At 67.5% G+C, this 25,829-nt stretch carries 26 protein-coding genes; 15 read left to right on the forward strand and 11 right to left on the reverse strand.

Annotated features, from left to right (window positions below):
• Positions 1-25: 25 nt before the first annotated feature.
• The 3 genes from ASE22_RS14910 to ASE22_RS14920 form a co-directional block, all read right to left on the reverse strand.
• Positions 26-2,215, reverse strand: coding sequence for an alpha-ketoacid dehydrogenase subunit alpha/beta (locus ASE22_RS14910; RefSeq protein WP_056360885.1), 2,190 nt, complete (start codon positions 2,213-2,215; stop codon positions 26-28).
• Entirely contained in the window at positions 2,215-3,951 is a 1,737-nt protein-coding gene (locus tag ASE22_RS14915) for an FAD-dependent oxidoreductase (protein ID WP_056360889.1), read from the reverse strand. Before ASE22_RS14915 ends, ASE22_RS14910 begins: the two co-directional genes overlap by 1 nt.
• 104 nt (positions 3,952-4,055) lie before the next feature.
• A complete protein-coding gene (locus tag ASE22_RS14920) occupies positions 4,056-5,258 on the reverse strand; it encodes an acyl-CoA dehydrogenase family protein (protein WP_235536373.1) in 1,203 nt (400 codons plus the stop codon).
• Between the two features lie 275 nt (positions 5,259-5,533).
• Between ASE22_RS14920 and ASE22_RS14925 the strand changes: the two genes are divergently transcribed.
• From ASE22_RS14925 to ASE22_RS14940, 4 genes are read left to right on the forward strand one after another with little or no spacing between them, the layout of a single operon-like run.
• Positions 5,534-6,556 (forward strand): ferredoxin--NADP reductase, encoded by a 1,023-nt coding sequence (locus tag ASE22_RS14925; RefSeq protein WP_056360897.1) that lies wholly within the window; start codon positions 5,534-5,536, stop codon positions 6,554-6,556.
• 26 nt (positions 6,557-6,582) lie between these two features.
• Positions 6,583-6,930: an EthD domain-containing protein gene (locus ASE22_RS14930; RefSeq protein ID WP_056360900.1), complete on the forward strand. Its 348-nt coding sequence runs from the start codon at positions 6,583-6,585 to the stop codon at positions 6,928-6,930.
• Positions 6,927-7,709 (forward strand): SDR family NAD(P)-dependent oxidoreductase, encoded by a 783-nt coding sequence (locus tag ASE22_RS14935; RefSeq protein WP_056360902.1) that lies wholly within the window; start codon positions 6,927-6,929, stop codon positions 7,707-7,709. Before ASE22_RS14930 ends, ASE22_RS14935 begins: the two co-directional genes overlap by 4 nt.
• Complete coding sequence (locus ASE22_RS14940; RefSeq protein ID WP_056360905.1) at positions 7,702-8,241, forward strand: VOC family protein; 540 nt, start codon at positions 7,702-7,704, stop codon at positions 8,239-8,241. The genes ASE22_RS14935 and ASE22_RS14940 overlap by 8 nt, the downstream gene beginning before the upstream one ends.
• Before the next feature lie 34 nt (positions 8,242-8,275).
• On the opposite strand, the gene ASE22_RS14945 is transcribed toward ASE22_RS14940, so the two are convergent.
• Complete coding sequence (locus ASE22_RS14945) at positions 8,276-9,541, reverse strand: cytochrome P450 (protein WP_056360908.1); 1,266 nt, start codon at positions 9,539-9,541, stop codon at positions 8,276-8,278.
• Positions 9,542-9,978: 437 nt separating this feature from the next.
• Between ASE22_RS14945 and ASE22_RS14950 the strand changes: the two genes are divergently transcribed.
• On the forward strand, positions 9,979-10,902 hold the full coding sequence (locus tag ASE22_RS14950; protein ID WP_056360911.1) for a TauD/TfdA dioxygenase family protein: 924 nt from the start codon (positions 9,979-9,981) through the stop codon (positions 10,900-10,902).
• A 44-nt stretch (positions 10,903-10,946) separates the two neighbouring features.
• Here the strand turns inward: ASE22_RS14950 and ASE22_RS14955 are convergent, their stop codons facing one another.
• Positions 10,947-11,945: an aldo/keto reductase gene (locus ASE22_RS14955; RefSeq protein ID WP_056360914.1), complete on the reverse strand. Its 999-nt coding sequence runs from the start codon at positions 11,943-11,945 to the stop codon at positions 10,947-10,949.
• A gap of 163 nt (positions 11,946-12,108) precedes the next feature.
• Here ASE22_RS14955 and ASE22_RS14960 point away from each other — a divergent pair, with 163 nt between their 5' ends.
• Positions 12,109-12,534 (forward strand): VOC family protein, encoded by a 426-nt coding sequence (locus ASE22_RS14960; protein WP_056360916.1) that lies wholly within the window; start codon positions 12,109-12,111, stop codon positions 12,532-12,534.
• Entirely contained in the window at positions 12,531-12,908 is a 378-nt protein-coding gene (locus tag ASE22_RS14965) for an EthD domain-containing protein (protein ID WP_056360919.1), read from the forward strand. The genes ASE22_RS14960 and ASE22_RS14965 overlap by 4 nt, the downstream gene beginning before the upstream one ends.
• On the opposite strand, the gene ASE22_RS14970 is transcribed toward ASE22_RS14965, so the two are convergent.
• A complete protein-coding gene (locus tag ASE22_RS14970; protein WP_056360922.1) occupies positions 12,895-13,827 on the reverse strand; it encodes an SDR family NAD(P)-dependent oxidoreductase in 933 nt (310 codons plus the stop codon). The genes ASE22_RS14965 and ASE22_RS14970 overlap by 14 nt on opposite strands.
• A gap of 223 nt (positions 13,828-14,050) precedes the next feature.
• Between ASE22_RS14970 and ASE22_RS14975 the strand changes: the two genes are divergently transcribed.
• A complete protein-coding gene (locus tag ASE22_RS14975) occupies positions 14,051-14,506 on the forward strand; it encodes a nuclear transport factor 2 family protein (RefSeq protein ID WP_056360925.1) in 456 nt (151 codons plus the stop codon).
• Between the two features lie 14 nt (positions 14,507-14,520).
• A complete protein-coding gene (locus tag ASE22_RS14980; RefSeq protein ID WP_056360928.1) occupies positions 14,521-15,681 on the forward strand; it encodes an NADH:flavin oxidoreductase in 1,161 nt (386 codons plus the stop codon).
• Positions 15,682-15,705: 24 nt separating this feature from the next.
• Here the strand turns inward: ASE22_RS14980 and ASE22_RS14985 are convergent, their stop codons facing one another.
• The 4 genes from ASE22_RS14985 to ASE22_RS15000 form a co-directional block, all read right to left on the reverse strand.
• Positions 15,706-16,593, reverse strand: a complete 888-nt coding sequence (locus tag ASE22_RS14985) for an AraC family transcriptional regulator (RefSeq protein WP_056360931.1) — start codon at positions 16,591-16,593, stop codon at positions 15,706-15,708.
• Positions 16,594-16,796: 203 nt separating this feature from the next.
• Positions 16,797-17,087, reverse strand: a complete 291-nt coding sequence (locus tag ASE22_RS14990; RefSeq protein ID WP_056360933.1) for a hypothetical protein — start codon at positions 17,085-17,087, stop codon at positions 16,797-16,799.
• A gap of 108 nt (positions 17,088-17,195) precedes the next feature.
• Entirely contained in the window at positions 17,196-19,436 is a 2,241-nt protein-coding gene (cofH, locus tag ASE22_RS14995) for a 5-amino-6-(D-ribitylamino)uracil--L-tyrosine 4-hydroxyphenyl transferase CofH (RefSeq protein ID WP_414886595.1), read from the reverse strand.
• A gap of 50 nt (positions 19,437-19,486) precedes the next feature.
• The gene (locus ASE22_RS15000; RefSeq protein ID WP_056360938.1) at positions 19,487-20,035 is read right to left on the reverse strand and encodes a nuclear transport factor 2 family protein; all 549 of its coding nucleotides are present in this window, start codon (positions 20,033-20,035) and stop codon (positions 19,487-19,489) included.
• A 248-nt stretch (positions 20,036-20,283) separates the two neighbouring features.
• Between ASE22_RS15000 and ASE22_RS15005 the strand changes: the two genes are divergently transcribed.
• Genes ASE22_RS15005 through ASE22_RS15020 form a run of 4 tightly spaced genes read left to right on the forward strand, consistent with a single transcriptional unit; the run spans position 20,284 to position 23,330 of the window.
• A complete protein-coding gene (locus ASE22_RS15005; RefSeq protein WP_200933182.1) occupies positions 20,284-21,567 on the forward strand; it encodes a 3-isopropylmalate dehydratase large subunit in 1,284 nt (427 codons plus the stop codon).
• Positions 21,557-22,072, forward strand: a complete 516-nt coding sequence (locus tag ASE22_RS15010) for a hypothetical protein (RefSeq protein ID WP_056360943.1) — start codon at positions 21,557-21,559, stop codon at positions 22,070-22,072. Before ASE22_RS15005 ends, ASE22_RS15010 begins: the two co-directional genes overlap by 11 nt.
• Positions 22,073-22,117: 45 nt before the next feature.
• Positions 22,118-23,020: an isocitrate lyase/PEP mutase family protein gene (locus ASE22_RS15015; protein ID WP_162248222.1), complete on the forward strand. Its 903-nt coding sequence runs from the start codon at positions 22,118-22,120 to the stop codon at positions 23,018-23,020.
• A 7-nt stretch (positions 23,021-23,027) separates the two neighbouring features.
• A complete protein-coding gene (locus ASE22_RS15020; RefSeq protein WP_056360949.1) occupies positions 23,028-23,330 on the forward strand; it encodes a DUF1330 domain-containing protein in 303 nt (100 codons plus the stop codon).
• 22 nt (positions 23,331-23,352) lie between these two features.
• Here ASE22_RS15020 and ASE22_RS15025 read toward each other — a convergent pair whose 3' ends face one another.
• A complete protein-coding gene (locus ASE22_RS15025; protein WP_056360952.1) occupies positions 23,353-24,105 on the reverse strand; it encodes an SDR family NAD(P)-dependent oxidoreductase in 753 nt (250 codons plus the stop codon).
• A gap of 190 nt (positions 24,106-24,295) precedes the next feature.
• Between ASE22_RS15025 and ASE22_RS15030 the strand changes: the two genes are divergently transcribed.
• Together ASE22_RS15030 and ASE22_RS15035 are read left to right on the forward strand one after the other, a co-directional pair.
• Positions 24,296-25,072 carry a hypothetical protein gene (locus ASE22_RS15030; RefSeq protein WP_056360955.1) on the forward strand — a complete coding sequence of 259 codons (777 nt, stop codon included), beginning with the start codon at positions 24,296-24,298 and terminating at the stop codon, positions 25,070-25,072.
• A 3-nt stretch (positions 25,073-25,075) separates the two neighbouring features.
• Complete coding sequence (locus ASE22_RS15035) at positions 25,076-25,783, forward strand: glutathione S-transferase N-terminal domain-containing protein (RefSeq protein WP_056360959.1); 708 nt, start codon at positions 25,076-25,078, stop codon at positions 25,781-25,783.
• Positions 25,784-25,829: the final 46 nt, after the last annotated feature.

Genomic DNA, 25,829 nt, shown 5'->3' on the forward strand with positions numbered 1-25,829 from the left:
GGTCTCGCGACCGGAAGCCCTTTTCTCATTCGGCGGCGATCAGCCGGCCTTGGTCGCGCATCACCCGGCGCAAGCCGTCGGCGATCTCGTCCTTGCCCGCGCAGGCGGCGGTTTCGAGTATCTTGGAGATGCTCGGCGACGCCTCCCCGCCATGGACGCGCTGGATCGGCTGGTCGAGCCAGTCGAACAACCGGCGCTGGGCCTCGTCGGCGAGCATGCCGCCATAGGAGGTGCCGATCGACCCTTGCTCGACGATCAGGATATTGTTGGTTTTGCGGACCGATGCCTCGATCGTCTCCCAGTCGAGGCCGGCGCGATCGAGACTGCGCAGGTCGATCACCTCGGCATCGAAGCCCGACGCCTCGACCTCGGCGAGGGTGGGAGCCACCATGGCCGAATAGGTGAGGATCGTCATCGCGGTGCCCGGGCGGACGACCTTCGCCTTGCCGAGCGGGATGAAATAGTCGAGGTCGTCGGCCGGGGCGGGCCCCTTGCCGTTATAGAGGTCGACATGCTCGATCACGAGCACCGGATCGCGGCACAGCAGCGCACTGTTCATCAGGCCGACATAGTCGAACGGCGTCGACGGCGCGACGACGCGCCAGCCGACCGAGGTCGCGAAGATGCCGGCGGGGTCCATCGAATGCTGCGATCCGTAGCCGGTGCCCATCGCGATCTTCATCCGCATCACCAGCGGCATGTCGCTTTCGCCACCGAACATGTGGCGGGCCTTGGCGATCTGGTTGAAGATCTGGTCGGCCGCGACCCACAGAAAGTCCGGGTACATCAGCTCGACGACGGGCAGGAAGCGACCGTCCATGGCGATGCCGCCAGCCAGTCCGCAAAAGGCGTTCTCGCTGATCGGCGTGCCGAGCACCCGGCCGGGGAACTCGGTCGACAGGCCCCGGGTGGCGCCGTTGGTGCCGCCCTTCAGCCGGTGGATGTCCTCGCCCATGATCACGATGCGTGGATCCTGACTCATGCGCCGATGCATGACGTCGGCGACGGTCTTGATATATTTCTCGTCCTCGACGATCGCCCCGGCGAAGCTCTCCAGTTCCTCGTAGCGGACGCCGTCGAATTCGGAGAGGTCGCCGCGGATGCCGACATCGCGGAACTCGGCCGGCGGCCAGAGAGCCGGAATGATCCGCGTCTTGCCGTCGACCTTCTCGAGCAGCTCGGCCGCGACGTCGTCCATCAGGGTCAGGCAGCGGCTGCGCAGGGCGGCGACCTCGTCCTCGCCGGTCAACTGGCGCTGCTGCATCTTCGCGGCGACCATCTCCAGCGGATCGCGCGCGCGCCAGGACGCCTCCTCCTCCTTCGACCGATAGCCGAAGGCACTGCCCGGCAGGGCGCCGTTCTGGTGGAAATAGCGATAGCAGTCGGCCTCGATGATCGTCGGGCCGTCGCCCGAGCGCATCACCGCCAACGCCTCCTCCATCGCCAGATGAACGGCGAGCGGGTTCATCCCGTCGACCTTCCAGGACGGGATGCCGAAGGCCAGCCCGCGCGACGACAGGCGCGGTTCGGCTGTCACCTCGTCGACATGGGTCGAGACGGCATAGGCGTTGTTTTCGATGAAGAAGCATAGCGGCAGCTTCCACGCCGCCGCGATGTTCATCGCCTCCAGCACCGAGCCGATATTGACCGCCCCGTCGCCCAGATAGTTGACCGCGACGTCGGCGGTGCCGGCATGGCGATGCGCCCAGGCGGAACCCGCGGCGAGCGGCGCGCCGCCGCCGACGATGGCGTTGGTGCCCAGGTTGCCGGCCTCCAGCCAGCGCAGGTGCATCGATCCGCCGCGCCCCTTGCAATAGCCCTGGGCTAGGCCGCAGATCTCGGCGAGGGTCTTCTGCATCAGCTCGCGGACGGGTTCGCCGAACGTCGCGCGCGGCTCCATCTGCGGGGCGAGATGGACCAGCGACTTCGCGAGGAACTGGTGGTGGCCGCGGTGCGATCCGTTGATGTGGTCCGACGACCGCAGCGGCAGGATCGACCCCACGGCACCGCCTTCCTGGCCAACCGACGAATGGGCGGGACCGTGGACCAGCCCCTGCGCCGCCAGTTCGAGAACCTTCTCCTCGAACGCCCGGATCAGGTGAAGCTCGGTCAGCATCGTGCCGAGCAGCGCCGGATCGGCGGCATCCCAGTCGCCATCGGTCACGTGGATCGCGCGCCAGGGGGCCTTGGGGATGAGATCGTCGTGGGTCGCCATTATTCGCCGGCCTCCGAAGCCATGTTCCTGCGGGCGATATGGGCGGCGGCGGCATAGCCGAAGGTCATCGCCGCGCCGAGCGTCGCGCCCGCGCCGGGATAGGCCGGGCCCATCACCGAACCCGAGCAGTTGCCGATCGCATAGAGTCCGTCGATCGGCGCGCCGTCCTCATGCAGCACGCGGGCCTGTTCGTCGGTACGCGGCCCGCCCTTCGAGCCCAGGTCGCCCAGGTCGATCCGCACCGCGTAGAAGGGCGCCTTGGCGACCGTTCCCAGATTGCGGTTCGGCTTGTGCGCGGGATCGCCGAAATATTGGTTGTACTGGTTGCCGCCCCGGCCGAAGTCGGGATCCTCGCCCTTGAGCGCATGGTCGTTGAACCGCCCGACGGTCGCCGCGAGCGTGTCCCCCGGCACCCCGATCTTGGTCGCCAGCGCGTCCAGCGTCGCCGCCTTGTAGAGGAAGGTGTCGAACCAGTCGGGCGGCAGCTTCGCGTCGGGCAGCGCCCAGCCGGGCTGGAGACCGCCGAGCGGATATTTCGCCCGGAACTCCGCGTCGAAGATCAGCCAGCAAGGCAGGTTGGCGCCGCTCTCGGCATTGTCGCGCAGCATCGCCTTGCCGAACTGGTGATAGGAGCAGACTTCGTTGGTGAAGCGCTTGCCCAGCCGGTTGACCGCCAGGCTGTGCGGATAGCCGCGCTCGAAGAACAGCGCCTGGTTGCGCACCATGTTCGGCGCGTTGCGATAGGGGATGCTGATCGTCGGCGCCCACCAGGCCTCGTCGAGGAATTCGACCGCCGCGCCCGCTGCGCGCACCGCGGTCAGCGCATCACCGACATTGTTGTCGCGCGGCGTCGCGCTCCAGCGCGCTTCGGTCGCCTGCGGAAAATTCTCGGCGCGCATCTGCTGCGATTGTTCATAGCCGCCAGAGGCCAGTATCACCGCCTTGCCCGCACCGATCCGCACCGGCCGTCCCTGCGCGAAGGCCTTCACCGCGACGATCCGGCGGCCGTCGAGGTCGAGCCCGGTCATTCCGGTGTTGAGCGCCAGCGGAATGTCGCGATCGATCATCGCCTTGCGAAGCCCGCCGATCAGCGCGTTGCCGATGGTCAGCAACCGGTCGCGATGCGTCCGCTTCCGGAAGCTGCGATCGCTCCAGTAGCGCCACAGGGTGCGGGCGACGACGCGCTGCCAACCCTTGGCGCGCGAGACGATCATCCCGCCGTCGAGCAGGTCGAGCGAGATCTTGTCGAACATCTTGAACTCGGGATAGCTCTCCCGCAGCCGGAAGAACTCCTCGCCCAGCGCGGCGCCGTCCATCGGCCGGACGAACATCGTGCGACCCGACGGCAGGGCGCCCTCGACGGTCGGATAATAGTCCGGGTGGCTGATATGGGGATCGACATAATAGTCGATGCCGAGCTTGGTGAGATAGTCGACCATCTCGGGCGCGAGCTTCACATAGCGGCCGAGCTTCGCTGTCGGCACCTTGCCCTCGGTAACCCTCTCGAGATAGCCCAGCGCCTTGTCCGGATTGTCCTTGTCGCCCAGAAACGCGTTGTTGGGGATCCAGATCGCGCCCCCGGAGACGGCCGAGGTGCCGCCGTAGCGGTCCGATTTCTCGATGACGATCACCCGCAGGCCCAGGTCGTGCGCGCGGATCGCCGACAGCATGCCGCCGGCGCCCGATCCCACCACGACCACATCATATTCGGACGCATCGGGTACAATGAAACTCATCTCGATCCTCTCGCGGGATCCCCGCGCGGCGATCCCATGTTCGTGGTGCCGGCGCCGCCGCGGCGGGCGCCGATGGGGTCGGGGGGCCGCCGATGCGGCGGCCGTCAGAGGAAGATGTCCTGGTTCTCGTGGCCGAGCAGCGTGGCGCCGAAATTGGCACCCCATAGTTCGTGGCTGTTGGCCTGGTGCTGGCCGCCCGACTGGATGTCGGCCAGTATCCGCGCGAACGGCTTGTCGAGGAACAGCCCGCTGCCGCCGGCCACCCGGAACAGCTTGCCCGCGACGTTGGCGCAGCGGCTGGCGACTTCGGACGACTGATATTTGAAGCGCAGGCGATCCTCGATCGCCGGGGTCGTGCCGGCCGCCGCATGCGCCTCGAGATGGTCGAAATTGGCATAGAGCGTGTTCTTCAGGTCGGCGATCGTCGCCGACGCCTCGGCCACCGCGACCTGGGCGAAGGGATTGTCCGCGGTCTTGCCGCCGAACGAGCCGAGCTTGCCGCTGGCGAAGCCGATCACCTCGTCGAGCAGCGCCTGGAGCGCGCCGATCGATGCGGTCGATACCGATCGCAGGAACACCTGGCCGAACGGCAGGCGATAGAGCGGCCCGCTGTTCACCGCATTGCCCGGGCTGTCGCATTCGAAGCCCTGGCGGTGGGTGTGGGTGCGATAGTCGGGAACGAAGGCGTCCTTGACGATCACGTCATGGCTGCCGGTGGCTTTCAGGCCATGGGTGTTCCAGGTCTCGACGATCTCGACATCCTCGCGCGGGATCAGGAAGGTGCCCATATTGGGGATGCCCTCGCCGCCGCCGGGAAACAGGCCGCCCAGGAAAAACCACTGGGCGTGCTTCGAGCCGCTGGAGAACTGCCAGCGTCCGGTGAAGCGATAGCCGCCCTCGACCGGCACGGTCTTGCCCTTGGGCATATACGTCGACGCGATGATCGCGTCGGGATCGTTCTCGAACACCTCGCGCGCGGCGCGGTCGTCGAAGAGGGCGATCTGCCAGTTGTGGACGCCGATCACGCCGTAGATCCAGCCGACCGACATATCGCCTTCGGCCAGTGCCATCTGGACGTCGTAGAAGACCTTCGGGCTCATCTCGTAACCGCCCCATCGCTTGGGCTGGAGGATACGGAACAGGCCGGCCTTCTTGATGTCCTCGATCGTCTCGGCGACGACATTGGCGCCCGCGTCGCCGGCGGCCGCGCGTTCGCGCAGGACCGGTATCAGGCTGCGGGCGCGCTCCACCAGTTCGGCGGGAGACGGGCTTTCGCCCTGCATAACCTTCAAAGCTGCCTCTACCATAGACGCTCCCATGCTTGTTTGCCGCCGGCCGCGCCTCGTTCGGGCAGCCGGCCTCCAGGATGGAAGGAAGCTTAGTCCGGCGCCTTGCGGACCGCAGTCGACAAGCTTGTGACAAACCGATCACTGCATTGACGTTTTGAGCCTCGCCCCGGCGCGCTGCCCGGGCCTCGCGTCCGGATTGGCAATGCTCTGCGCAGCTTGGCCATGGCGCCGCGCCTTCCGCCCGGCATCGCCCGCTGAGACAATCCGCCGCGAAGTAACGGAGCGGGAGCGGCGTGAGCGACAATCATCATTGGCTCGAGGTTCTGGACGTCATCGAGGAGAGCGAGGACGCACGATCCTTCATCCTGGCGGTGCCGGCCGAAAAGCGGGATCAGTTCGGCTATCGATCGGGGCAGTTCCTGACGGTTCGGTGCCACACCGAGGAAGGCGCGTTCGAACGCTGCTATTCGCTGTCGAGCGTTCACGGCCTCGACGAGCATCTGCGGATCACGGTCAAGCGCGTGCCGTTCGGACCCGGGTCCAACTGGATGATCGACAAGGTCCGCAAGGGCGACCAGCTGTCGGTGATGCGGCCGGCCGGCATGTTCGTCGCGCGCGACGGCGATCGCGATCTGTCGCTGTTCGCGGCCGGCAGCGGGATCACGCCGATCCTGTCGCTGGCGCGCGACCGGCTGCGGCAGCCGGGCGGCAGGGTCTCGCTGTTCTACGCCAATCGAGACGAGCGCTCGGTGATCTTCAAGGCGGAATTGAACCGGCTCGCCAACGACCATCCCGATCGCTTTTCGGTCACCCATTGGCTGGAGACGGTGCAGGGCCTGCCGACGCATAAGCTGCTGGCGGCCCATGCCGCGCATCTGGCCGAGCGCGAGCATTTCATCTGCGGCCCCGCGCCCTTCATGGACGCCGCCGCCGCCGCGCTGGACCAGCTCGGCGTCGACCGGCACCAGGTCCACCTCGAACGCTTCGTCTTCGCCGCGGCCCAGCCGGTCACCAGCGTCCCCGGCCGGGATGCGCCCGCCGCCGATGCCGCGCGGCTCGAACTCACGCTCAACGGCAAGACCGAGACCATCGACTGGGCGGGCGGCGCGCTGATGCTCGACGCGATGCAGGAGGCCGGGCTCAGCCCGCCCTATTCCTGCCGGTCGGGGTCCTGCGGCGCCTGCATCTGCCAGCTTGACGCGGGCGAGGTCGACATGATCCAGAATCAGGTGCTCGACGACCGCGATCTGGCCGATGGCCTGATTCTCGCCTGCCAGGCGGTCGCCCGCTCGGCGGAGGTAAAGGTCACCTTCTGAACGAGATGAAGAGGAGAGGGACGGGGATGTACAAGGTCATGGCTTTCCTGGCGCGCAAGCCGGGCATTTCGCGGGAGGAATTCCGCGCCTATTACGAGGCGAACCATGCACCGCTGGTCGGCCGGCTCGCCCCAAGGATGGCGGTCTACCGCCGCAACTATCTCAACTTCGACGAACCCTTCAAGCGCGACGAGGATCAGATCGGCTTCGATGTGGTGACGGAGATGGAGTTCGAGGACCGCGCCGCCTGCGAGCGGTGGTTCGACGCCTTCCGCGCGCCCGGCGTGTTCGATCAGGTGGCCGAGGACGAGGAGAAATTCCTCGACCGTGGCCGGGTGATGGTCTGCGCGGTCGACGTCGAGCGATCCGAATGAGCGGCGCCGGCCGGCTCGCGGGCCGGGCCGCGATCGTCACCGGCGCGTCGAGCGGGATGGGGCGGGCGATCGCCGCCCTGTTCGCCGACGAAGGCGCCCGGGTGCTGGCGGTGTCGCGGGACGCGGACGCGCTCGCCGCCGCGCATGGCGGCCGCGCGGCGGTCATCCCGTTCGCTGCCGATGTCGCCGCCCCGGACGCGGCCGGGAAGATCGTCGACGCCGCCACCGGGGCGTTCGACGGGATCGACATATTGGTCAACGCCGCCGGCCTGTTCGAGATGGTACCGGTGGAGCGGATCGACCGCGACCATTGGGACCGGACCTTCGCCACCAACGTGACCGGCCCCGCCCGGCTCTGCGTGGAGGCGATCCCGGCGCTCAAGCGGTCGGCGGCCGGCCGGATCGTCAATATCGGCTCGGTTTGCGTGCGGCTCACCCAGGCGGGGATGGGCGCCTACAATGCCAGCAAGCATGCACTCACCGGCTTCACCCTCAACCTCGCGGTCGAACTCGGTCCCCATGGCATCACCGCCAATATCGTCCAGCCGGGTACGATCCTGACCGGGATGACGCGGCCGATCGTGCAGGATCCGGCGATCCTCGCCTATTTCGAGAGCAAGACCGCGATGCGGCGCATCGGCCAGGCCGACGAGATCGCGCATGCGGCGCTCTATCTCGCCGATCCGCATGCCGGCTATACCACCGGACAGATCATCCATGTCGACGGCGGCTACAGCGTCGGCGTCAACGACACGGGGCTGGGAGCGGATCATGGCTGACGCGAAGGGGCTGCCGGGGCTGCGGGGAACCGACCATATCGGCTTCACCGTACCCGACATGGACGAGGCGATCGCCTTCTTCGTCGATGTGCTGGGATGCGAACCCTTTTACGAGCTGGGGCCCTTCCAGGCCGAGGACGACTGGATGGAGACCCACCTCAACGTCCATCCCCGCGCAGTAATGCGAAGACTGAAATTCCTGCGCTGCGGCAACGGCTCGAACTTCGAACTGTTCGAATATCAGGCGCCCGATCAGCGTCGCGCACCGCCGCGCAACAGCGATGTCGGCGGCCATCATCTCGCGCTCTATGTCGACGATATCGGCGCCGCGGTGGCCTATCTGCGGGGCACGGGCATCCGCGTCCTCGGCGAGCCGACCGTGCGCACCGCAGGGCCGAGCGCGGGGCAGAGCTGGGTCTATTTCCTGTCGCCCTGGGGCATGCAGCTGGAACTGGTCAGCTTCCCCAGCGGCAAGGGCTATGAGGCGGGGACGGATCGTCGCCTCTGGCATCCGGCCAGGCCGGCCGCGTGAGGGGAGGCCGCCCGAAAGCGGCCTCGCTTTCCGATCAGCGCTTGTCGAAGCCCAGCCAGAGCTGCTTCAGGCCGAAGGCCACATAGGTCGTGGTGTAGTCGTAGCTGTCGTCGCCGCGGGTCGCGCGGAAGTTCTTCATCCGGGTCACCAGCGCCTTGAAGGCGATGCGCATCTCGCCGCGCGCCAGCTGGTTGCCGATGCACATGTGGATGCCCGCGCCGAAGGTCAGGTGGCTGCGCATGTTGGGGCGTTCCAGATCGACCGTCTCGGGATCGGGAAAGATCGACGGATCGAGGTTCGCCGCGCCGAAGCGGGTCTCCAGGATCGATCCCTCGGGGATCGCGACCCCGCCGATCTCCATATCGGCGGTCGCGCGGCGGAACATCACGGTGGCCGGCGCCATGATGCGCAGCGTCTCCTCGACGAAGGCGTCGAGCTTGGCGTCGTCCTCGCGGATCTCGTCGGCCAGCTCGGGCCGCTCGATCAGCAGCTTCACCCCGCCGGCGATGGCGTTGGCGGTGGTTTCGCCGCCCGCAAGGAACAGCAGGAACAGGATCGAGATCAGCTCGCGCATGTCCAGGGTGCGGCCGTCGACCTCGGCATGGACCAGCGTGCTCAGCAGGCTGTCGTCCGGCGTTTCGCGGACCCGCTCGACATTCTTGGCCAGATAGCGGTGCAGCTCGGTTACCACCGGCACGATCTCCAGCTCGCGCTGCGGATCGAGCGCGGGGTTGCTGGATTCGAGCGACAGGTCGTTCCAGCGCTTGAACTTGTCGAGATCCTTGTCGGTGACGCCGAGGATATCGGTGAACACCGTCAGCGGCAGGCGCATCGCGAACTCGTCGAAGAACTCGACCTCGGGCTTGTCGATGAAGCGATCGATCAGCTCGTTGGTCGATATTTCGATCTGGGGTTCCAGGCCGAGAACCTTGGCGCGGGTGAAGGCCTTGTCGACCAGCGTACGGTACGCCTTGTGCGACGGCGGATCGTTGGTGACGAGCGTGTCCATCGGCAGATAGCCGGTCTCGCGGAAGATGCGGTCCACCTCGTCGCTGACGCTCGACTTGCGGGTCTGGATGACGCCGGTCTTGCAGGACAGCGTCTTGTTGTTCATCACCGCCTTGCGGACGTCCTCATAGCGGGTGAGCACATAATTGCCGCTGACCGGATCCTTGTAGACCGGATGTTCCTCGCGCAGCTGATGATAGACGGGGAAGGGGCATTTGCGCGTCTCGGGATCGGTGAAGGTGATCGGGCAGCGGTCGCCCGATGCTTCGCCCTCGAGAATCGTCTGATCCATTTCCAAAACTCCCATTCCGGCGTTCGACCGGGCTTGAACTCCCCGAATTCCTAGGCGCGCGCGCAGGGGGCGGGCAAAGCGATCCTCTTTTCGAAACCGCACTTATGATAAGGATTCCGGGTGCCGCCGCCGACGGCGGGAGCGCGATGAGCGGGATCGACAATAAGGAGGCGGTTTTCGAAAAACTTGCCGATTGAGTTCGCGCTGGGCGGGGATAGCTCTCCTGCAGGTGGCTGCAAGCGTCGGAGAGGTCAGATCATGCGTTCGAAACCGACCGTCCTGCCGGCCCGATCGGTCGCGGTAGGATCAGCGCGGGGGAATGGGACGTTCGCGTCCGGCTCGTGGCCGTCATGCCCGACAGGACGGCGTCTGGAAGTTGCAGAGCCGAAAGCTCCAGAGCGCCGGGATACCGGCGTGACCATCGAGGAACCTACATCATGACCCTGCAGATCAAGCCCGACAGCGCCGACTATGTCGCGAGGATAAGCGGCGTCGACCTCAGCCGGCCGCTGGACGAGGCAAGCGTCGGCGCGATCGTCGAGGCGAGCGACAAATATGCGGTGCTGGTCTTCCACGACCAGCCGTTGACCGACGAGCAGCTCGTCAATTTCGGCGCCAGCTTCGGTCCGCTCGATGTCGGCCTGCAGGAAAAGCTGATGAAGAAGGTGCAGGATCGCTACGCCAGCGCCGCGATCAGCGACATTTCCAATGTCGACGGCAGTTCGGGCGATGTCGCCGACCGCAAGCACAAGCAGGCGATCATGAACGTCGGCAACCGCTTCTGGCACAGCGACTCTTCTTATGACCGCCATCCGTATCGCTATTCGATCCTCACCGCGAAGACCGTAGCGAGCAAGGGTGGGGCGACCGAATATGCCGATCTGCGCGCCGCTTACGACGCGCTCGACGAGGACACCAAGGCGCTGATCGCCGACCGGACCGCGACCTTCTATTCGCATTTCACGCGGCAATGGCTGGGGATCGAGGACCGGCCCGAGGATCTGCGCGTGTTCCCGCCGGTGCGCTGGCCGATGGTCCGGACCCATCCGGGATCGGGCCGCAAGCTGCTGTGGTGCGACAGCAAGGTCTGCGAGATCTCCGGCATGTCCATCCCGGAGGGCCGGGCGCTGGCGCATGAGCTGATCGAGCATATCGGCCAGCGCGAGCGGGTCTATTCCCATTATTGGCAACCGCACGACGTCATCCTGTACGACAACCGATCGGTGCTGCATCGCGGCCGTCGCTTCGACATGACCGAGCGCCGCGAGATGCGCCGCGTCGCCACCGTCGACAGTTCCGAGGCCCTGGAGCAGGCGCCGGTCAGCGTCGCGCTGCCGGCGGGCATGCTCGCCGCCGGCTGACCTGCGGACCCGGCGCGTCGTGCGGCGCGCCGGGCATCGGGCTGCTAGAGGCGTACCATCCGCATGCCGTCGGGCTGATAGCGGTCGCCCGCCGCGACGCCCACCGGCGCGGCATCGTCGAGCTCGGCGAGATCGGCGGCGGACAGGCGCAGGTCGACCGCCGCCATGCTGTCCTCCAGCGTCACGCGCCGTTTCGCCCCGGGAATCGGCACGATGTCCTCGCCCTGGGCGAGCAGCCAGGCCAGCGCGACGCGGGCGGGCGAGGTGCCGTGGCGAACCGCGACCTGCCGGACCCGCGCGACCAGCGCCAGGTTTCGGTCGAAATTGCCTTCGGCGTAGCGCGGGTCGCTCAGCCGATAGTCGCCGTCGCTCAGGTCGCCGCGCGAGGCGAAGCTTCCCGTCAGGAAGCCGCGCCCCAGAGGCGAGAAGGGCACGAACCCGATACCCAGCTCGCGGGTCACCGGCAGGATGTCGTCCTCCACCGCGCGTTCCCACAGCGAATATTCGGACTGGAGGGCGGCGATCGGATGTACCGCATGCGCCCGGCGGATCGTGTCGGGCGCGGCTTCGGACAGGCCCAGGTGCAGGACCTTCCCTTCGGCCACCAGCTCGGCCATGCCGCCGACGCTTTCCTCGATCGGCACGTTAGGGTCGACGCGATGAAGGTAGAAAAGATCGATATGGCCGGTGCCGAGACGGCGGAGGGCCGCCTCGCAGCTGCGCCGGGCATTGGCCGGGCCGCCGTCGAAACCGCCGACCTGGCGGCCGCTTTCGTCGTAGCGCATCGAATATTTGGTCGCGAGCACCAGAGCGTCGCGGCGGCCGGCGACCGCGCGGCCGAGCAGCGCTTCGTTGGCGCATGGACCATAGGCCTCGGCGGTGTCGAAGAAGGTGACGCCCAGGTCGATCGCGCGGCGGATGGTGTCGATCGCCTCCCTCTCGTCGATCGCGCCGTAATTGCCGGCCGAATTGCCCGACATCGGCATGCAGCCGAGCCCGAGCGCCGAAACCGAGAGGCGGGGGCCGAGGCGACGGTGGTGCATGCTGCTCTCCTTGCTGATCCGGCCCGCTTGGACCCACCGTGCCGACGCGTGCAAGCATGGCCGGTGCGATCGGACGGTGCCCGTAAGGACTGGTCGCTTTTCCTAAACCGCCTCGTTGGCCGGCCGAGGGCTGGCCCGGTATCCTCGTGCGAAAGGAGGCTCGATGACCCATCCGATCAGCCGTATCGATCATGTCGCGATCACCGTCGCCGACCTCGATCGCTCGACCCGCTTCTACATCGACGTCCTCGATGCCGCGATCGTCCGCGATTACGAGATCGACGGCCGGGTGATGGTGCGCCAGCTCCGCATCGGCGGCGCGATGGTCAATCTTCATCAGGCGGGGCACAGCCATCCGTTGGTCGCCGGCCGCCCGACACCGGGGGCCGTCGACATCTGCTTTCGCTGGGAAGGACCGATCGCCGCAGCCCAGGACCGGCTGGCCCGCGAGGGCGTCGCGATCGAGGACGGGCCGTCCGAGCGCCATGCCTCGAACGGCGCGGCCGGACTTTCGGTCTATTTCCGCGATCCCGACGACAATCTGCTCGAACTGCTGACGATCACCGACGGAGAGGGAGACCGGGCATGAAGCTGCTATGCCTGCTGAAGCGCAAGGCCGGGATGAGCGCGGAGGCGTTTCGCGCTTATTATGAGGCGAACCACGTCCCGCTGATCACGCGGCTGCTGCCCTTCTTCACCGCCTATGAGCGCAACTATCGCGACGCGCGCTACGATTTCGCGCCCGCGCATGTCGACGACCGGTTCACCGGGCCCGACTTCGACGTCGTCACCGAGATCAGCTTCGCCAGCGTCGAGGATTATCAGCGCATGCTGGACGCGCTCGCCGATCCCGCGATCGGCGAGCCCATCCGCCGCGACGAGGAGAAGTTCCTCGATCGCGGCTCGCTGGCGCTCTACATGGTCGAGACGCTGGCCTCGCGGGGCGCCGTCACGCCTTCGTGAAGCGCTCGACCAGGTCGAGGCCGCGGAGTTCGGCTTCGCGGCCGATCACCAGCCCCGACCGGTCGAAGCGGTCCTGGTCGAGAATCTCGTCGTCAAAGGCATCGCGGATCGCTTCCGGGGTCGGCGTGCGCGAGCAATAGCCGGGCGTCTCGACCACCTTGATGCGGGTCGTGGTGCCGGCCATGACGCCGAAGATCTCGCCATTGGCCTTGCAGTCCTCATGCGACAGCCAGACCACCGTGGGGGCGACCAGCTCGGGCTCGAAGGCGCCCGCGGGCATGCGCTCCACTATGCCCTCGATCAGCTTGACGGGGCGGGTGATGCCGCCCGGCGCGACCGCGTTGATCGCGATGCCGTGCCCCTCCGCTTCGAGCGACAGGGTGCGCGTCAGGCCGTGGATCGCGGCCTTGGCGGCCGAATATTCCAGGTTGTGGCGCGAGCCGAGATAGCCGGTGTGCGAGGCGGTGTTGACGACCCGGCCATAGCCTTGATCGACCATGTGGGGCCAGGCGGCGCGGATGACGTTGACGCTGCCCATCACATGGACCTGCCAGATGGAGGCGAAGCTCTCGCTGCTCGTCTCGACGAAGCCGTGGCGGGTGAAGAAATTGCCGGCATTGTTCACGACGATGTCGATCCGGCCGAAGCTGTCGATCGCCTGGCGGACCATGGCGCGGGCGCCGTCCTCGGTCGCGACCGTGTCGAAATTGGCGACCGCGGTGCCGCCGTCGGCCTCGATCTCGGCCACCACGTCGCGGGCGGGCGTCTCGTCGCCGCCCTCGCCGCCGAGCCCGACGCCCGGATCGTTGACGACGACCTTTGCGCCATGCGCCGCCAGGAGCCGGGCATGTGCCCGCCCCAGGCCGCGTCCGGCACCGGTCACCAGGGCGACCCGCCCGTCCAGTCGAAGCTCACCCATTTCGCTCTCCTCATCGCATATCCGGTTCGACGCGCAGCTTGGGATCGCATCTCGCGGTGGATCAACGGCGGGTGATTGCGTTTGCCGTCTTGCCCTTGTCTTTTCCGGCAGACGGGCGGCCGGTTGCCCGGATTCTTCATATCGTGCTTGGAATGGCACAGTGGTCGCTTTGGCGACGTCCGCCCTTTTGAGGCAGAAACGCGACGAACGAGAGGAGCTTCCCATGGACACCGTCGAGCGCCTGGCCGCCGTCGAGGCGATAAAGATCCTGAAGGCGCGCTACTGCCGCTATGTCGACACGCAGGACTGGGCGGCCTTCCGGACGCTGTTCGCCGACGACGCGACGCTGTACTTCCCCGAAAATTACGATGCCGCGTCGTCGATCGACGATTTCATGCAGGGGGTGGGGCCCGCGCTGGAAGGCGGGGTGACCATCCACCATGCCGTGATGCCCGAGATCGAGATTCTCGATACCGACGAGGCGCGGGGGATCTGGGCGATGCGCGACGCGCTCTACTTCCCGCCCGGTGCGCGCGGGCTGGCCGGTGCGAGCGAGATCCACGGCACCGGCCATTATCACGAAACCTATGTGCGCCGGGACGGGCAATGGCTGTTCGCCTCGATCCGGCTGTCGCGGCTCCGGCTCGAGGTCCAGGCCCAGCCGCGCGCGGTCGCCTGAGGGAATATCCACCGATGAGCGTCGATTCCCGCCCGCTGTTCGAACCGCTGCGGATCAACGACATGCTGACATTGCAAAACCGCATCGTCATGGCGCCGATGACCCGCAACCGATCGCCCGAAGGCGTGCCGGGCGAGGACGTCGCGGCCTATTACCGCCGCCGGGCCGAGAACGATGTCGGCCTGATCGTGACCGAAGGGGTCGCGGTCGACCATCCGGCGGCGGTCGGCAATGCCGGGCTCAAGGAATTCGCGGTCCCCGACATGTTCGGCGAAGCGGCGCTGGCCGGCTGGCGGTCGGTGGTCGATGGCGTCCACGCCGCGGGCGGCCGCATCTTCCCCCAGCTCTGGCATCAGGGCGTCATGCGGATCGCGGGCAGCGGGCGCTTTCCCGATGCGCCCTCGATGCGCCCATCGGGCATATGGGGCCCGCCGGGGCGCCGCACCTCGTCGGCCGCCGACTATGTCGAGGCGATGCTGCCGCCGACCCAGCCGATGACCGAAAGCGAGATCGCCGACGTCATCGACGCCTTCGCCCGCAGCGCGCGCAACGCCAAGGCTGTGGGCTTCGACGGTATCGCGCTGCATGGCGGCCATGGCTATCTGTTCGACGTCTTCTTCTGGCCGGACACGAACCGGCGGGACGACCGCTTCGGCGGCGACCTGGCGGGGCGCGCCCGGTTCGCGACCGAGGTGATCCGCGCGATCCGGCGCGAAGTCGGCCCCGCCATGCCGATCATGTTCCGCTTCTCGCAGTGGAAGCAGCAGGATTTCGACGCCCGGATCGCCGACACGCCCGATGAACTCGGTGCGTGGCTGGGGCTGCTCGTCGATGCCGGCGTCGACATCCTCGACGCCAGCACGCGGATGTTCGACGCGCCGGGCTTCGAAGGCAGCGACCTGAGCCTCGCCGGCTGGACCCGCAAGCTGACCGGCAAGCCGACCATGGCGGTCGGCAGCATCGGCTTGAGCAAGGATCTCTACGAACGCCCCTCCGAGACGCAGGCGATCGCGGCGAGCGGACTCGATCGGGTGATGGCGCGGATGGCGGCCGGCGAGTTCGACCTGGCCGGCGTCGGCCGCTCGCTGATCGCCGATCCTGAATGGGCGGTGCGGGCGCGCAGCGGCGAGCCCTTCAAGCCCTATACGCTGGAAGCCACCACGCGGCTCTACTGAACGGACGCCGCGGCCGCGCCGCCTTCAGTTGAGATGGGCGGTGCGATACTCGCTTGGCGACATGGCGGTCAGGCGCCGGAAGCTGGAGGTGAAGGTCGCCTGATGGGTGAAGCCCAGCTCATAGGCGATTTCCTTCATCAGCATGCCGCTGTTGACCAGCAGGTCCTTGGCGCGCTCGAGCTGGACCTCCTCGACATAGGAATGGACGCTCCGGCCCGTGGTCAGCTTGAACCGGTTGCGGAAGCTGGACAGGTTCATGCCGCATACGGCAGCGAGCTGGCCGGCGGTCGGGCAACCGCCCCGCGCGCTGTGGATGAAGTCGAGCACGCGCTGCAGGTCGGCGTTGGACAGCGCGCTGGTCCGCTTGGGCATGTCGTCGGCGACGGGTCCCATGCGACGGAAATAGCGGCTGATGTCGACGACCAGCGTCGCCAGCAGGCCATCGATCAGCAGTTCGTTGGCGAACCCCGGATGCAGCATTTCCTGCCACAGCCGCCGCAAGGTCAGTTCGATCCGGCCACAGCGTATGTCCTGGCATTCGGCGAGCTGGTTGTCGCTCCAGTTTTCCAGCTCCCCCAGCATCCGGCGTTCCAGCTCGGGCTGGAAATGGCAGACCAGGTTGCGGGTCGATCGCAGCGGGTTGGACGGCCGGGCGCGAAACGGAACGCGCCCCGGCAGGAACATCAGCTTGCCCAGCTTGACGAAATCATCCCGGCGCCCGAGCCGCCAGGACGAGCTGAAATAGTCGGGGGTGATCCGCCAGCGGAGCAGCGACCGATCCTCGCACCCTTCCAGCTCGGTGCCGTCGAATTCATAGTCGACGATCTCGATGGCGGCGCCGCTGGTCGCGCGCTCCACGAAGACGTGCTTGTGGTAGCCCTTGCCGCCAAGCTGGGAATGCGCCGCGTCCACGCCTCGTCCTCTCGCCATCGCGGCCCCCGACTCTCGATCGTTCGGTCGGCCGCATCCTGATGTCTCTTCCGTGCCGGTAGGTCGGAACGGGGATATCGTGCATGATGCGCGGAGCGATGGGAGCCGTCAAATGGCGATACCGGCGCTTTCTTGTGGAAAACGCGCGCGCCGGGGAACGTGCCGGGGGGCGGCGGTCGCGACCGTCAGGGCAGGTCGAGAACCTCGACCTTCCGGATCTCGAAGCCGGTGACGTAGCGTTCGACGATCTCCAGCTCGATGCGCTCGGGATCCTCATAATAGGCCTTGGCGGCGGCGTCGAAGTCGCCGTCATGGTCGATCGCCCAGGTGAACATGTTCTGCTCGCGATCGGCGAAGGCGAATTTGATGCCGAAGCCGTGGCGACGGCGAACCGTGACGATGCGGCGCCAGACCTCCAGGAATTGCTCCCAGCCGTCCGGGGTGATCTGATAGCGCTTGAGTTCGGTCGCGGCCATGCCAGTCCTTCCTTGTCGGTTACCGCATCCTAATGGCGGGGCCGCCGCGATGCCGCGTCCGTCTCTTATGTTTTGCGGTCCCGCGTTTCGGGATGCCGTCATCCGCGGTCACGCCGCCGATCCGTAGAGGGTCGTCCGCTGGCGGTGCGGCCGGCCGATGCTGAGCGCGAGCGCGCCGATCTCCTCCGGGCCGAACTGCTGCCCGTTGGTGCCGCCGGCGGCGCGGGTGATCGATTCGTCCATCAGCGTGCCGCCGATGTCGTTGGCCCCGGCCTGGAGCATCGCCGCCGCGCCGTCGCGACCCATCTTCACCCAGGACACCTGAATATTGTCGATCGTGGCGTGGAGCGCGATCCGCGACACCGCGTGCATCAGGATCGCCTCGCGATAGCTCGGGCCGCAGCGGGCTCGGCCCTTCTGCCAGATCGGCGCCTCCATATGGACGAAGGGCAGGGGAACGAACTCGGTGAAGCCGCCGGTCTCCTCCTGCAGGTCGCGGATGCGGAGCAGATGGCGCGCCCAGTGGGCATAGGTGTCGACATGGCCGAACATGATCGTCGCGGTACTGCGCAGGCCGATCCGGTGCGCGGCGCGCATTACCTCGACCCATTCGTCGGCGGTGACCTTGTCGGGGCAGAGGATCGCCCGCACCTCCGGATCGAGGATCTCGGCGGCGGTGCCGGGCAGGGTGTTGAGCCCAGCGGCGGCGAGCATCTCCAGATAGCGCGGCAGGGGCAGGTCGAGCGTTCGCGCGCCATGCATGATCTCCAGCGGCGAGAAGGCGTGCACATGCAGGCCCGGCGCCGCGTCGCGGACCGTCCGCAGCACGTCTAGATAGGTGTTGCCGTCGAAGCTCGGGTGGATGCCCCCCTGCAGGCAGACCTCGGTAGCCCCCCGCTCGGCCGCCTCGGCGGCCCGGCCGGCGATCATGTCGCGGTCGAGTCGATAGGCGGCGCCCCGCGCGGCACGGGTGCTACCCTTGGAAAAGGCGCAGAAGCTGCATTTGTATAGACATATATTGGTGTAGTTGATGTTGCGGTTCACGACATAGGAAATCTGCTCGCCTACCGCGGATCGGCGCAGGCGATCGGCCTGGTTTGCGATCGCGGCGACATCGGCGCCTTCGGCCCGGAACAGCGCGACGACGTCGGCCTCGTCGAGCCGCTCGCCGCTGCCGGCCGAGGACAGCACCCGGTCGAAGGCCGACCGCGAGGAGCCCGTGTGAAGGATCGCCGGAATCGCGTCGCCGCGTCCCGGCGCCCAACCGTCGGGCCGGGGGAGACCGCGCCCGTCGACCGTGCGCCAGATGCGCGGGGCGAGACCGGGGTGGATCCAGCGCGCGGGATCGAGCGCATGGCGCGGTCCGATGGCGAGCCGCTCGACGAGGTGACGGCCCGCCGCCCGTGTCGCCTGTTCGAGCAGGTCGCGATGCGGCCAGGGTGCTTCGGGATTCACATGGTCGGGGGTGAGCGGCGATACGCCGCCCCAGTCGTTCGCGCCGGCGCGCAATATGTCGGCGAGCGTCTCGGGCGCCTGCAGATTGGGCGGCACCTGGATGGTCATCGCGGGCCCCAGGATCAGCCGCGCCGCCGCGATCGTCCAGAGATGCTCGTCGATCGACGGTTCGGGGTGATCGGCCATCTGCGTATCCGGCTTCGCGCGGAAATTCTGGATGATCACTTCCTGGATATGGCCATGGCGGCGATGGATGTCGCGGATCGCGGCCAGTGCCTCGATCCGCTCGGCGCGGGTCTCGCCGATGCCGATCAGCAATCCGGTGGTCAGCGGCACGCGTGCCCGGCCGGCGGCGCGCAGCGCGGCCAGCCGACGCGCGGGGTGCTTGTCGGGCGATCCATGGTGTGGCCCGCCCGGTTCGCACAGGCGTTCGGACGTGCTCTCGAGCATGATCCCCATCGATGCCGCATGGGGCCTGAGCGCGGCATAGTCGGCGGCGGTCAGCAGGCCGGGGTTGAGATGGGGCAGCAGGCCGGTCTCCTCGACCACCGCCCGCGCCATCTCGGCGAGGTAGGAGAGGGTGGTCGGATGGCCGCTGTCGGCCAGCGCCTGCCGCGCCGCGCCATAGCGCGCCTCGGGCCGGTCGCCGAGGGTGAACAGCGCCTCGCGGCAGCCGAGCGCCTCTCCGGCCCGGGCGATGGCGAGCACCTCGTCGCGCGACAGAAACGGCTTCTCGACCTCGCGCGGCACCTTGGCGAAGGTACAGTAGTGGCAGACGTCGCGGCACAGTCGGGTCAGCGGGATGAACACCTTCGGGGAATAGGTGACGACCGAGCCATGGCCTTCGAGCGTCAATGCCTCGCTGGCCGCCATCAGCGCGGGCAGCGGCAGCATTTCGAGCAGCGAGGCGAGCTTCGGCGTGACCGGGCCGGATCGGCGGCGCGTCATGCGACGGCCATTCCCAGCGCATAGGAGGGATCGTCGGGCGAGCGCCGCCCCGGCGCCAGCGCCTCGGTGAGCGGTCCGCTCCATTGGCGGTCGACCGGATCGATCCGGTCCCAGTCGCCGATCACCGTGCGGCGCGCGATCTTCCATTCGCCGTCGCGCCGCTCGAAGCGATCGATGTAGCGGCCGGCCCCCATCATGTCGTGGAGCGCCCCGTCGATCGTCCGGCGGTGGACGGCGATGACATAGGATTCGCCGTGGGCGACGTCGGCACCGTCGAAGCGGACCAGGCTGTTGGAGAGGAAATGGGTGCAGCAGGCGACCGTGTCGCGATGGCCGGAGAGGACCCAGTCGGCGAAGGCCTCGGGAGATCCCCGGAAAGACCCGTGGTCGTCCCAGCCGTCGGGATGATAGACCGACAGGATCAGGTCGCGGTCGAGCCGGTCGACGCCGCGACAATAGCGCATCAGCAGATCGTGGATCGCCTGGCGGTCCTCGATACGGCCGATCCTGTCCCGCATGGCGGCCATCTCGTCATCCGTCTCCACGTGGGGACATCCTTTTCCCGGGTTTTCAGGCAGCATGACAGGGCCGATGGCGGGCGCAACCGAGACACATTTGCGAGAATGGCATATTCTTTGGCTTTCTGCGGCGGGCGAGCGGCGCGCCAAAGCGATCACCGGATTTCGCAAGCCGAGCCGGCTCCCCCCGGCCAAGCAGACAGGCTAGTCCTCGATCATGGCGGTCCCGGATGGCCGGGGCGCCGCAGGAGGGTGAGCGCGTCATGGGTTCAACGATGGCGGCCAAGATTCTGGCGCGAGCGGCGGGGATCGAGCGGGCCGAGACAGGTGCGGCGGTGCTGGCGAAGGTCAGTCTGATGACCTGCCTCGACGGCACGACCTTCATCGACACGTTCCGCAAGCGGAACCTGAAGGTCTGGGATCCGTCGCGGCTGATCTTCTGCTTCGACCATTTCTTCCAGCCCGAATGGTTTCCGCAGCAGGCTGGCAAGGAGCATCCCAAGATAAAGAGCTTCGCGAAGGAACAGGGCGTTCCGGCGGAAAATATCTACGATGTCGGCCGCAACGGCATTTCGCACCATATCCCGGTCGAGCAGGGCTGGGCGCTGCCCGGTGCGGTCTGCATCGGCGCCGACACCCAGAGCTCGACGATGGGCGCGGCCAACTGCTTCGCTTTGCCGGCCCTGTGGGGTGTCGATCCGATCATCCTGACCGGCGACATCTGGATGATCGTCCCGCAATGCGTCCGGATCAACCTGACCGGCAGCCTGCCGCAGGGGCTGAACGGCAAGGATGTCGTCTATCGGCTGATCGACGACCTGAGCGAGACCGTAGGCGGCAAGGTGTTGGAGTTTTCGGGCCCCGGCGTGGCGAGCCTGCCGATGGACTTCCGGCTGGCGATCGCGAACGGCGCGGTGCAGATCGGCGCCCTGACGATCGTCTTCCCGCATGACGAGGTGCTGGCCGACTATCTCGACGGTCGCGCGCGGGAGGGGTTCGAGCCCGTCGCCGCCGATGACGATGCCGATTATGTCGCCACCTACGACTATGACCTGTCGAGCTTCGACACGCTGGTCGCGGGGCCTCATGACATCGAACTGGTTCGCCCGCTCGGCAATGTGCTGGGGCTGGAGGTGACCGCCGCCAATATCGGCTCCTGCTCGAGCGGGCGGCTGTCCGATCTGCGGCTGGCGGCGGAGGTCCTGCGCGATCGCAAGGTCCATCCCGCCGTGCGGCTGGTGGTGACACCGATCTCCGCCGACACCCACCGCGAGGCCGCCCATGCCGGATTGCTGGAGGTGTTCCTCGACGCCGGAGCGACCGTCACCCAGCCAGGCTGCGGCGCTTGCTACAGCGGCAATCTCTCGCCGCTGAAACTGGGCGACGGGGAGCGCTGCATCTCGACCTCGGTCGAGACGCTACGGGGCCGCATGGGTAGCCAGGAGTCCGAAGTGATGCTTGCCAATGCCGCCGTCGTGGCGGCGTCGGCGATCGAGGGCCGGATCGCGGACCCCGCCCCTTATCTCGCGCGCGCAATGGAGGCGAGCCATGAAGCTTAGTGGAAAGGCCTGGGTGTTCGGCAACGGACTGGGCGCCACCGACATCGTCTCGGCTCGACATGACAAGGCGGGCATGAGCCATGATTGGGCCGAGTGCCGCAAGCATCTGATGGAGGAAGTGGACCCGGCGTTCAGCGCCACGGTCGCCCCCGGCGACATCGTGATCGCCGGCGAGAATCTCGGCCGAGGCCATGCCCATTATTACACGGCCGCCGTGATGGCCTGCAAGGAAGCGGGGATCGCCGCGCTGCTGTGCGAGGGCGTGAACGCGCTGTTCCAGCGTGGCGCCATCGACCAGGGTTTCCTGACATGGGCCTTCCCCGGCATCACGAGTTTCGCTGCCTCGGGGGACCAGCTGGAGATCGATCTGGCCAGCGGCGAGGCAACCAACCGCACCAGCTGCGCGACAAGGCGGTTCGAGCCGGTCTCGCCGCTCATCCTCGATATCGTCGAGGCGGGCGGCAGCCTCGACTGGGCGCTCGGCCGGGTCGGTGCGGCCGCCTGATCCCTTCCCTCGATCCAGACAAGACAGGACCGATACTGCATGCGCATGTCCACCAAGCTCCGCGCCGAACTGGCCAAGGGCCTCGTCGTCGCTCCCAGCTGTTATGACGCCCTCTCGGCACGGCTCGCCGAGCAGGCCGGGTTCAAGGCGATCCACATGACCGGCCTCGGCGTCGAGGCGGCGCAGCTCGGCGCCCCCGACCTGGGCCTCATGACGATGAGCGAGATCGCGCAGCATGCCGCCCGCATGGCCGCCGCCGTGTCGATCCCGATCCTGGCCGACATCGACACCGGTTTCGGCGGCGTCCTCAACGTCGGCCGCACCATCCAGGAGATGGAACGCGCCGGGGTGGCCGGCGTGCACCTGGAGGACCAGGCGCTGCCCAAGCATTGCCCGCTGCTCGCCGGGCGCAAGGTCGTCAGCCGCGCCGAGGCGGTGGATCGGGTCAAGGCGGCCCTCGATGCGCGGACCGACCCCGATTTCGTCATCGTCGCGCGCACCGATGGCGACACCATCTCGTTCGACGAGGTGGTCGAGCGCTGCAACCTGTTCCTGGAGGCCGGCGCCGACATGGTGATGCCGATCATCATGCAGGTCGAGGGCGAGTCCTATTTCGGCCTGCCGCCCGCGGAGCAGATGGCGTGGGCCCGCCGGCTGATCGGCGCTATCGACGGGCCGGTGATGAACATGGGCGGCAGCCCGCCGCCCGGCTACACCACCGCCGACCTGGCCGATGCAGGCTATGCCTTCACCATGTTCGCGGGCACCGCGCTGGGAGTCGCGGCCAACGCCGTCGCCGCCGTCTTCCGCGACATGATGGAGAAGGGCACCGACGCGCATTATGTCGCCGCCAATCCCGGCCCCTATCACGACCCCCTGGCGCTGATGCGCGTAGCCCGGCTCGACGAGTTCGTCGCGCTGGAGCAGCGCTACCAGGCAACGCTGTAGTCTCCCGATGGCGGCTTATCTGGTCGGGGCGATCGACGTCCATGACGCGGCGGGCTATGCCCGCTATCGGGACGGCGCGCTTCCGCTGATCGCGGCGCTCGGCGATGTCGAGCTGGTGTCGGGCGACGATCGCCCTCTGCTGTTCGAAGGCGCGCCGCCCGCGAACCACCTCTTCATCCTGAAATTCCCCTCGCTCGACCGGGCAAGGGCGTTCATGGAATCGGAGGATTACGGTCGCTGCATCCCGTTGCGACACGCCTCTGCCACGACCCGTTTCATCATGGCGATGCGGGGACCGGACGGGGGCTGATCCCGTCCGGCCCCGGCACCCGTCACTGGGCGGTATAGCCGCCGTCGACGGGCAGGATCGCACCGCTGATGAAGCGGGCGTCGTCGCTGGCCAGGAAGGCGGTCGCGGCCGCGATGTCCTCCGCGGTCGGCGTGCCCGGCATCGGGTTCATCGAGGTCAGGTAATCGACGAAGCCGTCGGGATCGTCCGCGACCTGGCGCATCCGCTCGTTCATCTCGGTCATCACGCCGGTCGGTGCGACCGCGTTCACCCGGATGCCGAGCTTGGCATATTCCAGCGCGCCTTCGCGGGTCAGGTTCGACACGCCCGCCTTCGCCGCCGAATAGGGCGGCAGGTTGGCGCAGGCGACGATGCCCGCCACCGAAGAGATGTTCACCACATTGCCGCTGCCCTGCTTCACGAACTGGGCGAGCGCATATTTCATGCCGTAGAAGACGCCGCTGAGGTTGATGTCGAGCACGCGGCGCCAATTCTCCATCGTGCAGGCGTGGATCGGCGCCTGTGCGGACTCGATCCCGGCATTGTTCACCATGATGTCGAGCCGGCCGTGGGTTTCGACCGCGAAGGCGATGGCCGCCTCCACCGATGCGGCATCGGACACGTCGGTCCGGACGAAATGGCCGCCGACCGCCGCCGCCGTGGCCTTGCCCGCCGTCTCGTCGATGTCGGCGACGATCGCTTTCGCACCCTCGGCGACGAAGCGTTCGACGATGGCGCGTCCGAAGCCGGCCCCGCCGCCGGTAACGAGTGTGATCTTGTCCTTGAGGTTCTTCACCTGTCTCTCCTGCACTGCGGCCCTGGCCGTCTGGATCGTTGCGCAGGTTATGGCAGGCTCGGCCCGGCGGCAGCGCCGGCCCGTTGGCGATATCGATCGTCTGTTGTTCAATCGGTACAATCGCCGCCCGCCCGGTGGCGCGGCGCCGCGCAGGTGGGCAGACTGCGCCCGCCGATGGGAGAGGAGCGAGATGAAATATCTGAGCGTTGACGAGGCGCGCGCCATGCCGGGATTGCGGCTGGTGCTGTCCGCCCATGTGCCGGGGCCCTGGGGCGAGGCCGCCAAGGCGATCTTCAAGGCGCGGGGCGTACCCTATCATCCGGTCGAGCAGAAGATACTTGAACCCAATGACGATCTCGTCGCCTGGACGGGCTCGCGCAATGCGCCGACCGCGATGCGCGACGAGGATCCGCCGGTCAGCAACTGGCTCGACCTGCTGATGCTCGCCGAGCGGATCGGGACCGGACCATCCTTATTGCCGGATGCCTCGATCGATCGCGCGCTGTCGATCGGCATCTCGGCCGAGATCTGCGCCCCGCAAGGCTTCGGCTGGGCGCGGCGCCTGTTGATGTTCCGCGACAATTTCGGACCAGGCGACGTGGCGCCCGATGCGCCGCCGCACGTCCTGCACATGTGTCGCCAATATGGCTATACGGCTGCCGCCGCCGGGGAGGCTGTCGACCGGATCGTCGCGATCCTCGGCATGCTCGCCGGAAGGCTCCACACCCAGCGTGCCGCCGGATCGGATTATCTGGTCGGCGACCGGGTGGGCGGCTGCGACCTGCACTGGGCCTGCTTCTCGAACATGATCGCGCCGCTGCCGATCGCCGACGCGCCGATGCCGGAGGCGCTCCACAGCCGCTATGCCGACGCCGGCCCCGAAATCGCCGCCGCGCTCGACCCGATCCTGATCGAGCATCGCGACAGGATCTACCGCCGTCATATCGGCCTCCCGCTGGACTTCTGAGCCATGATCGATCTCTATTATTTCCCGACGCCCAACACCTGGAAGGTCGCCATCCTCCTCGAGGAACTGGAGCTGCCCTATCGGATCCACCGGATCGACATCACCAAGGGCGAGCAGTTCGCGCCCGATTTCCTGAAGGTGAGCCCCAACAACCGGGTGCCGGCGATCGTCGACCATGATGTCGAAGGCGAGCCGCAATCGGTGTTCGAGTCCGGCGCGATCCTGATCTACCTTGCCGAGAAGACCGGGCGCTTCCTGGCGCCCTCGGGCCCGGATCGGGTCCGCGCCCTCGAATGGCTGATGTGGCAGATGGGCGGTCTCGGGCCGATGGCGGGGCAGGCGCATCATTTTCGCCGCTACGCCGCCGAAGGCAACGACTATGCGACCGACCGCTATGTCAAGGAATGCGCCCGTCTCTACGGCGTGCTCGATCGCAACCTCGCCGATCGCGAATGGGTTGCGGGGGCGGATTACGGCATCGCCGACATGGCCTGCTGGGGCTGGGCCTGGTTCCACCCGATGCACGGCCAGTCGCTCGACGATTTCCGGCACGTCGCGCGCTGGTTCCACGCGATGGGAGCGCGGCCGGCGGTCAAGCGGGCGCGGCTCGTGGGCATGGGCGAGGTCGCCGAAGACGTCCGTGCGCTGTACGAGGGCGCCTGGTACAAGGCCCCGGTCGACTTCCGCGCGGACCAGACCCAGGTTCGCTGAACCCAGGTCGCTCGGCAACGGCGATGGCGCGATGGGCGGGAGGAGC

Source organism: Sphingomonas sp. Root720, from assembly GCF_001428605.1.
Lineage (GTDB): Bacteria > Pseudomonadota > Alphaproteobacteria > Sphingomonadales > Sphingomonadaceae > Rhizorhabdus.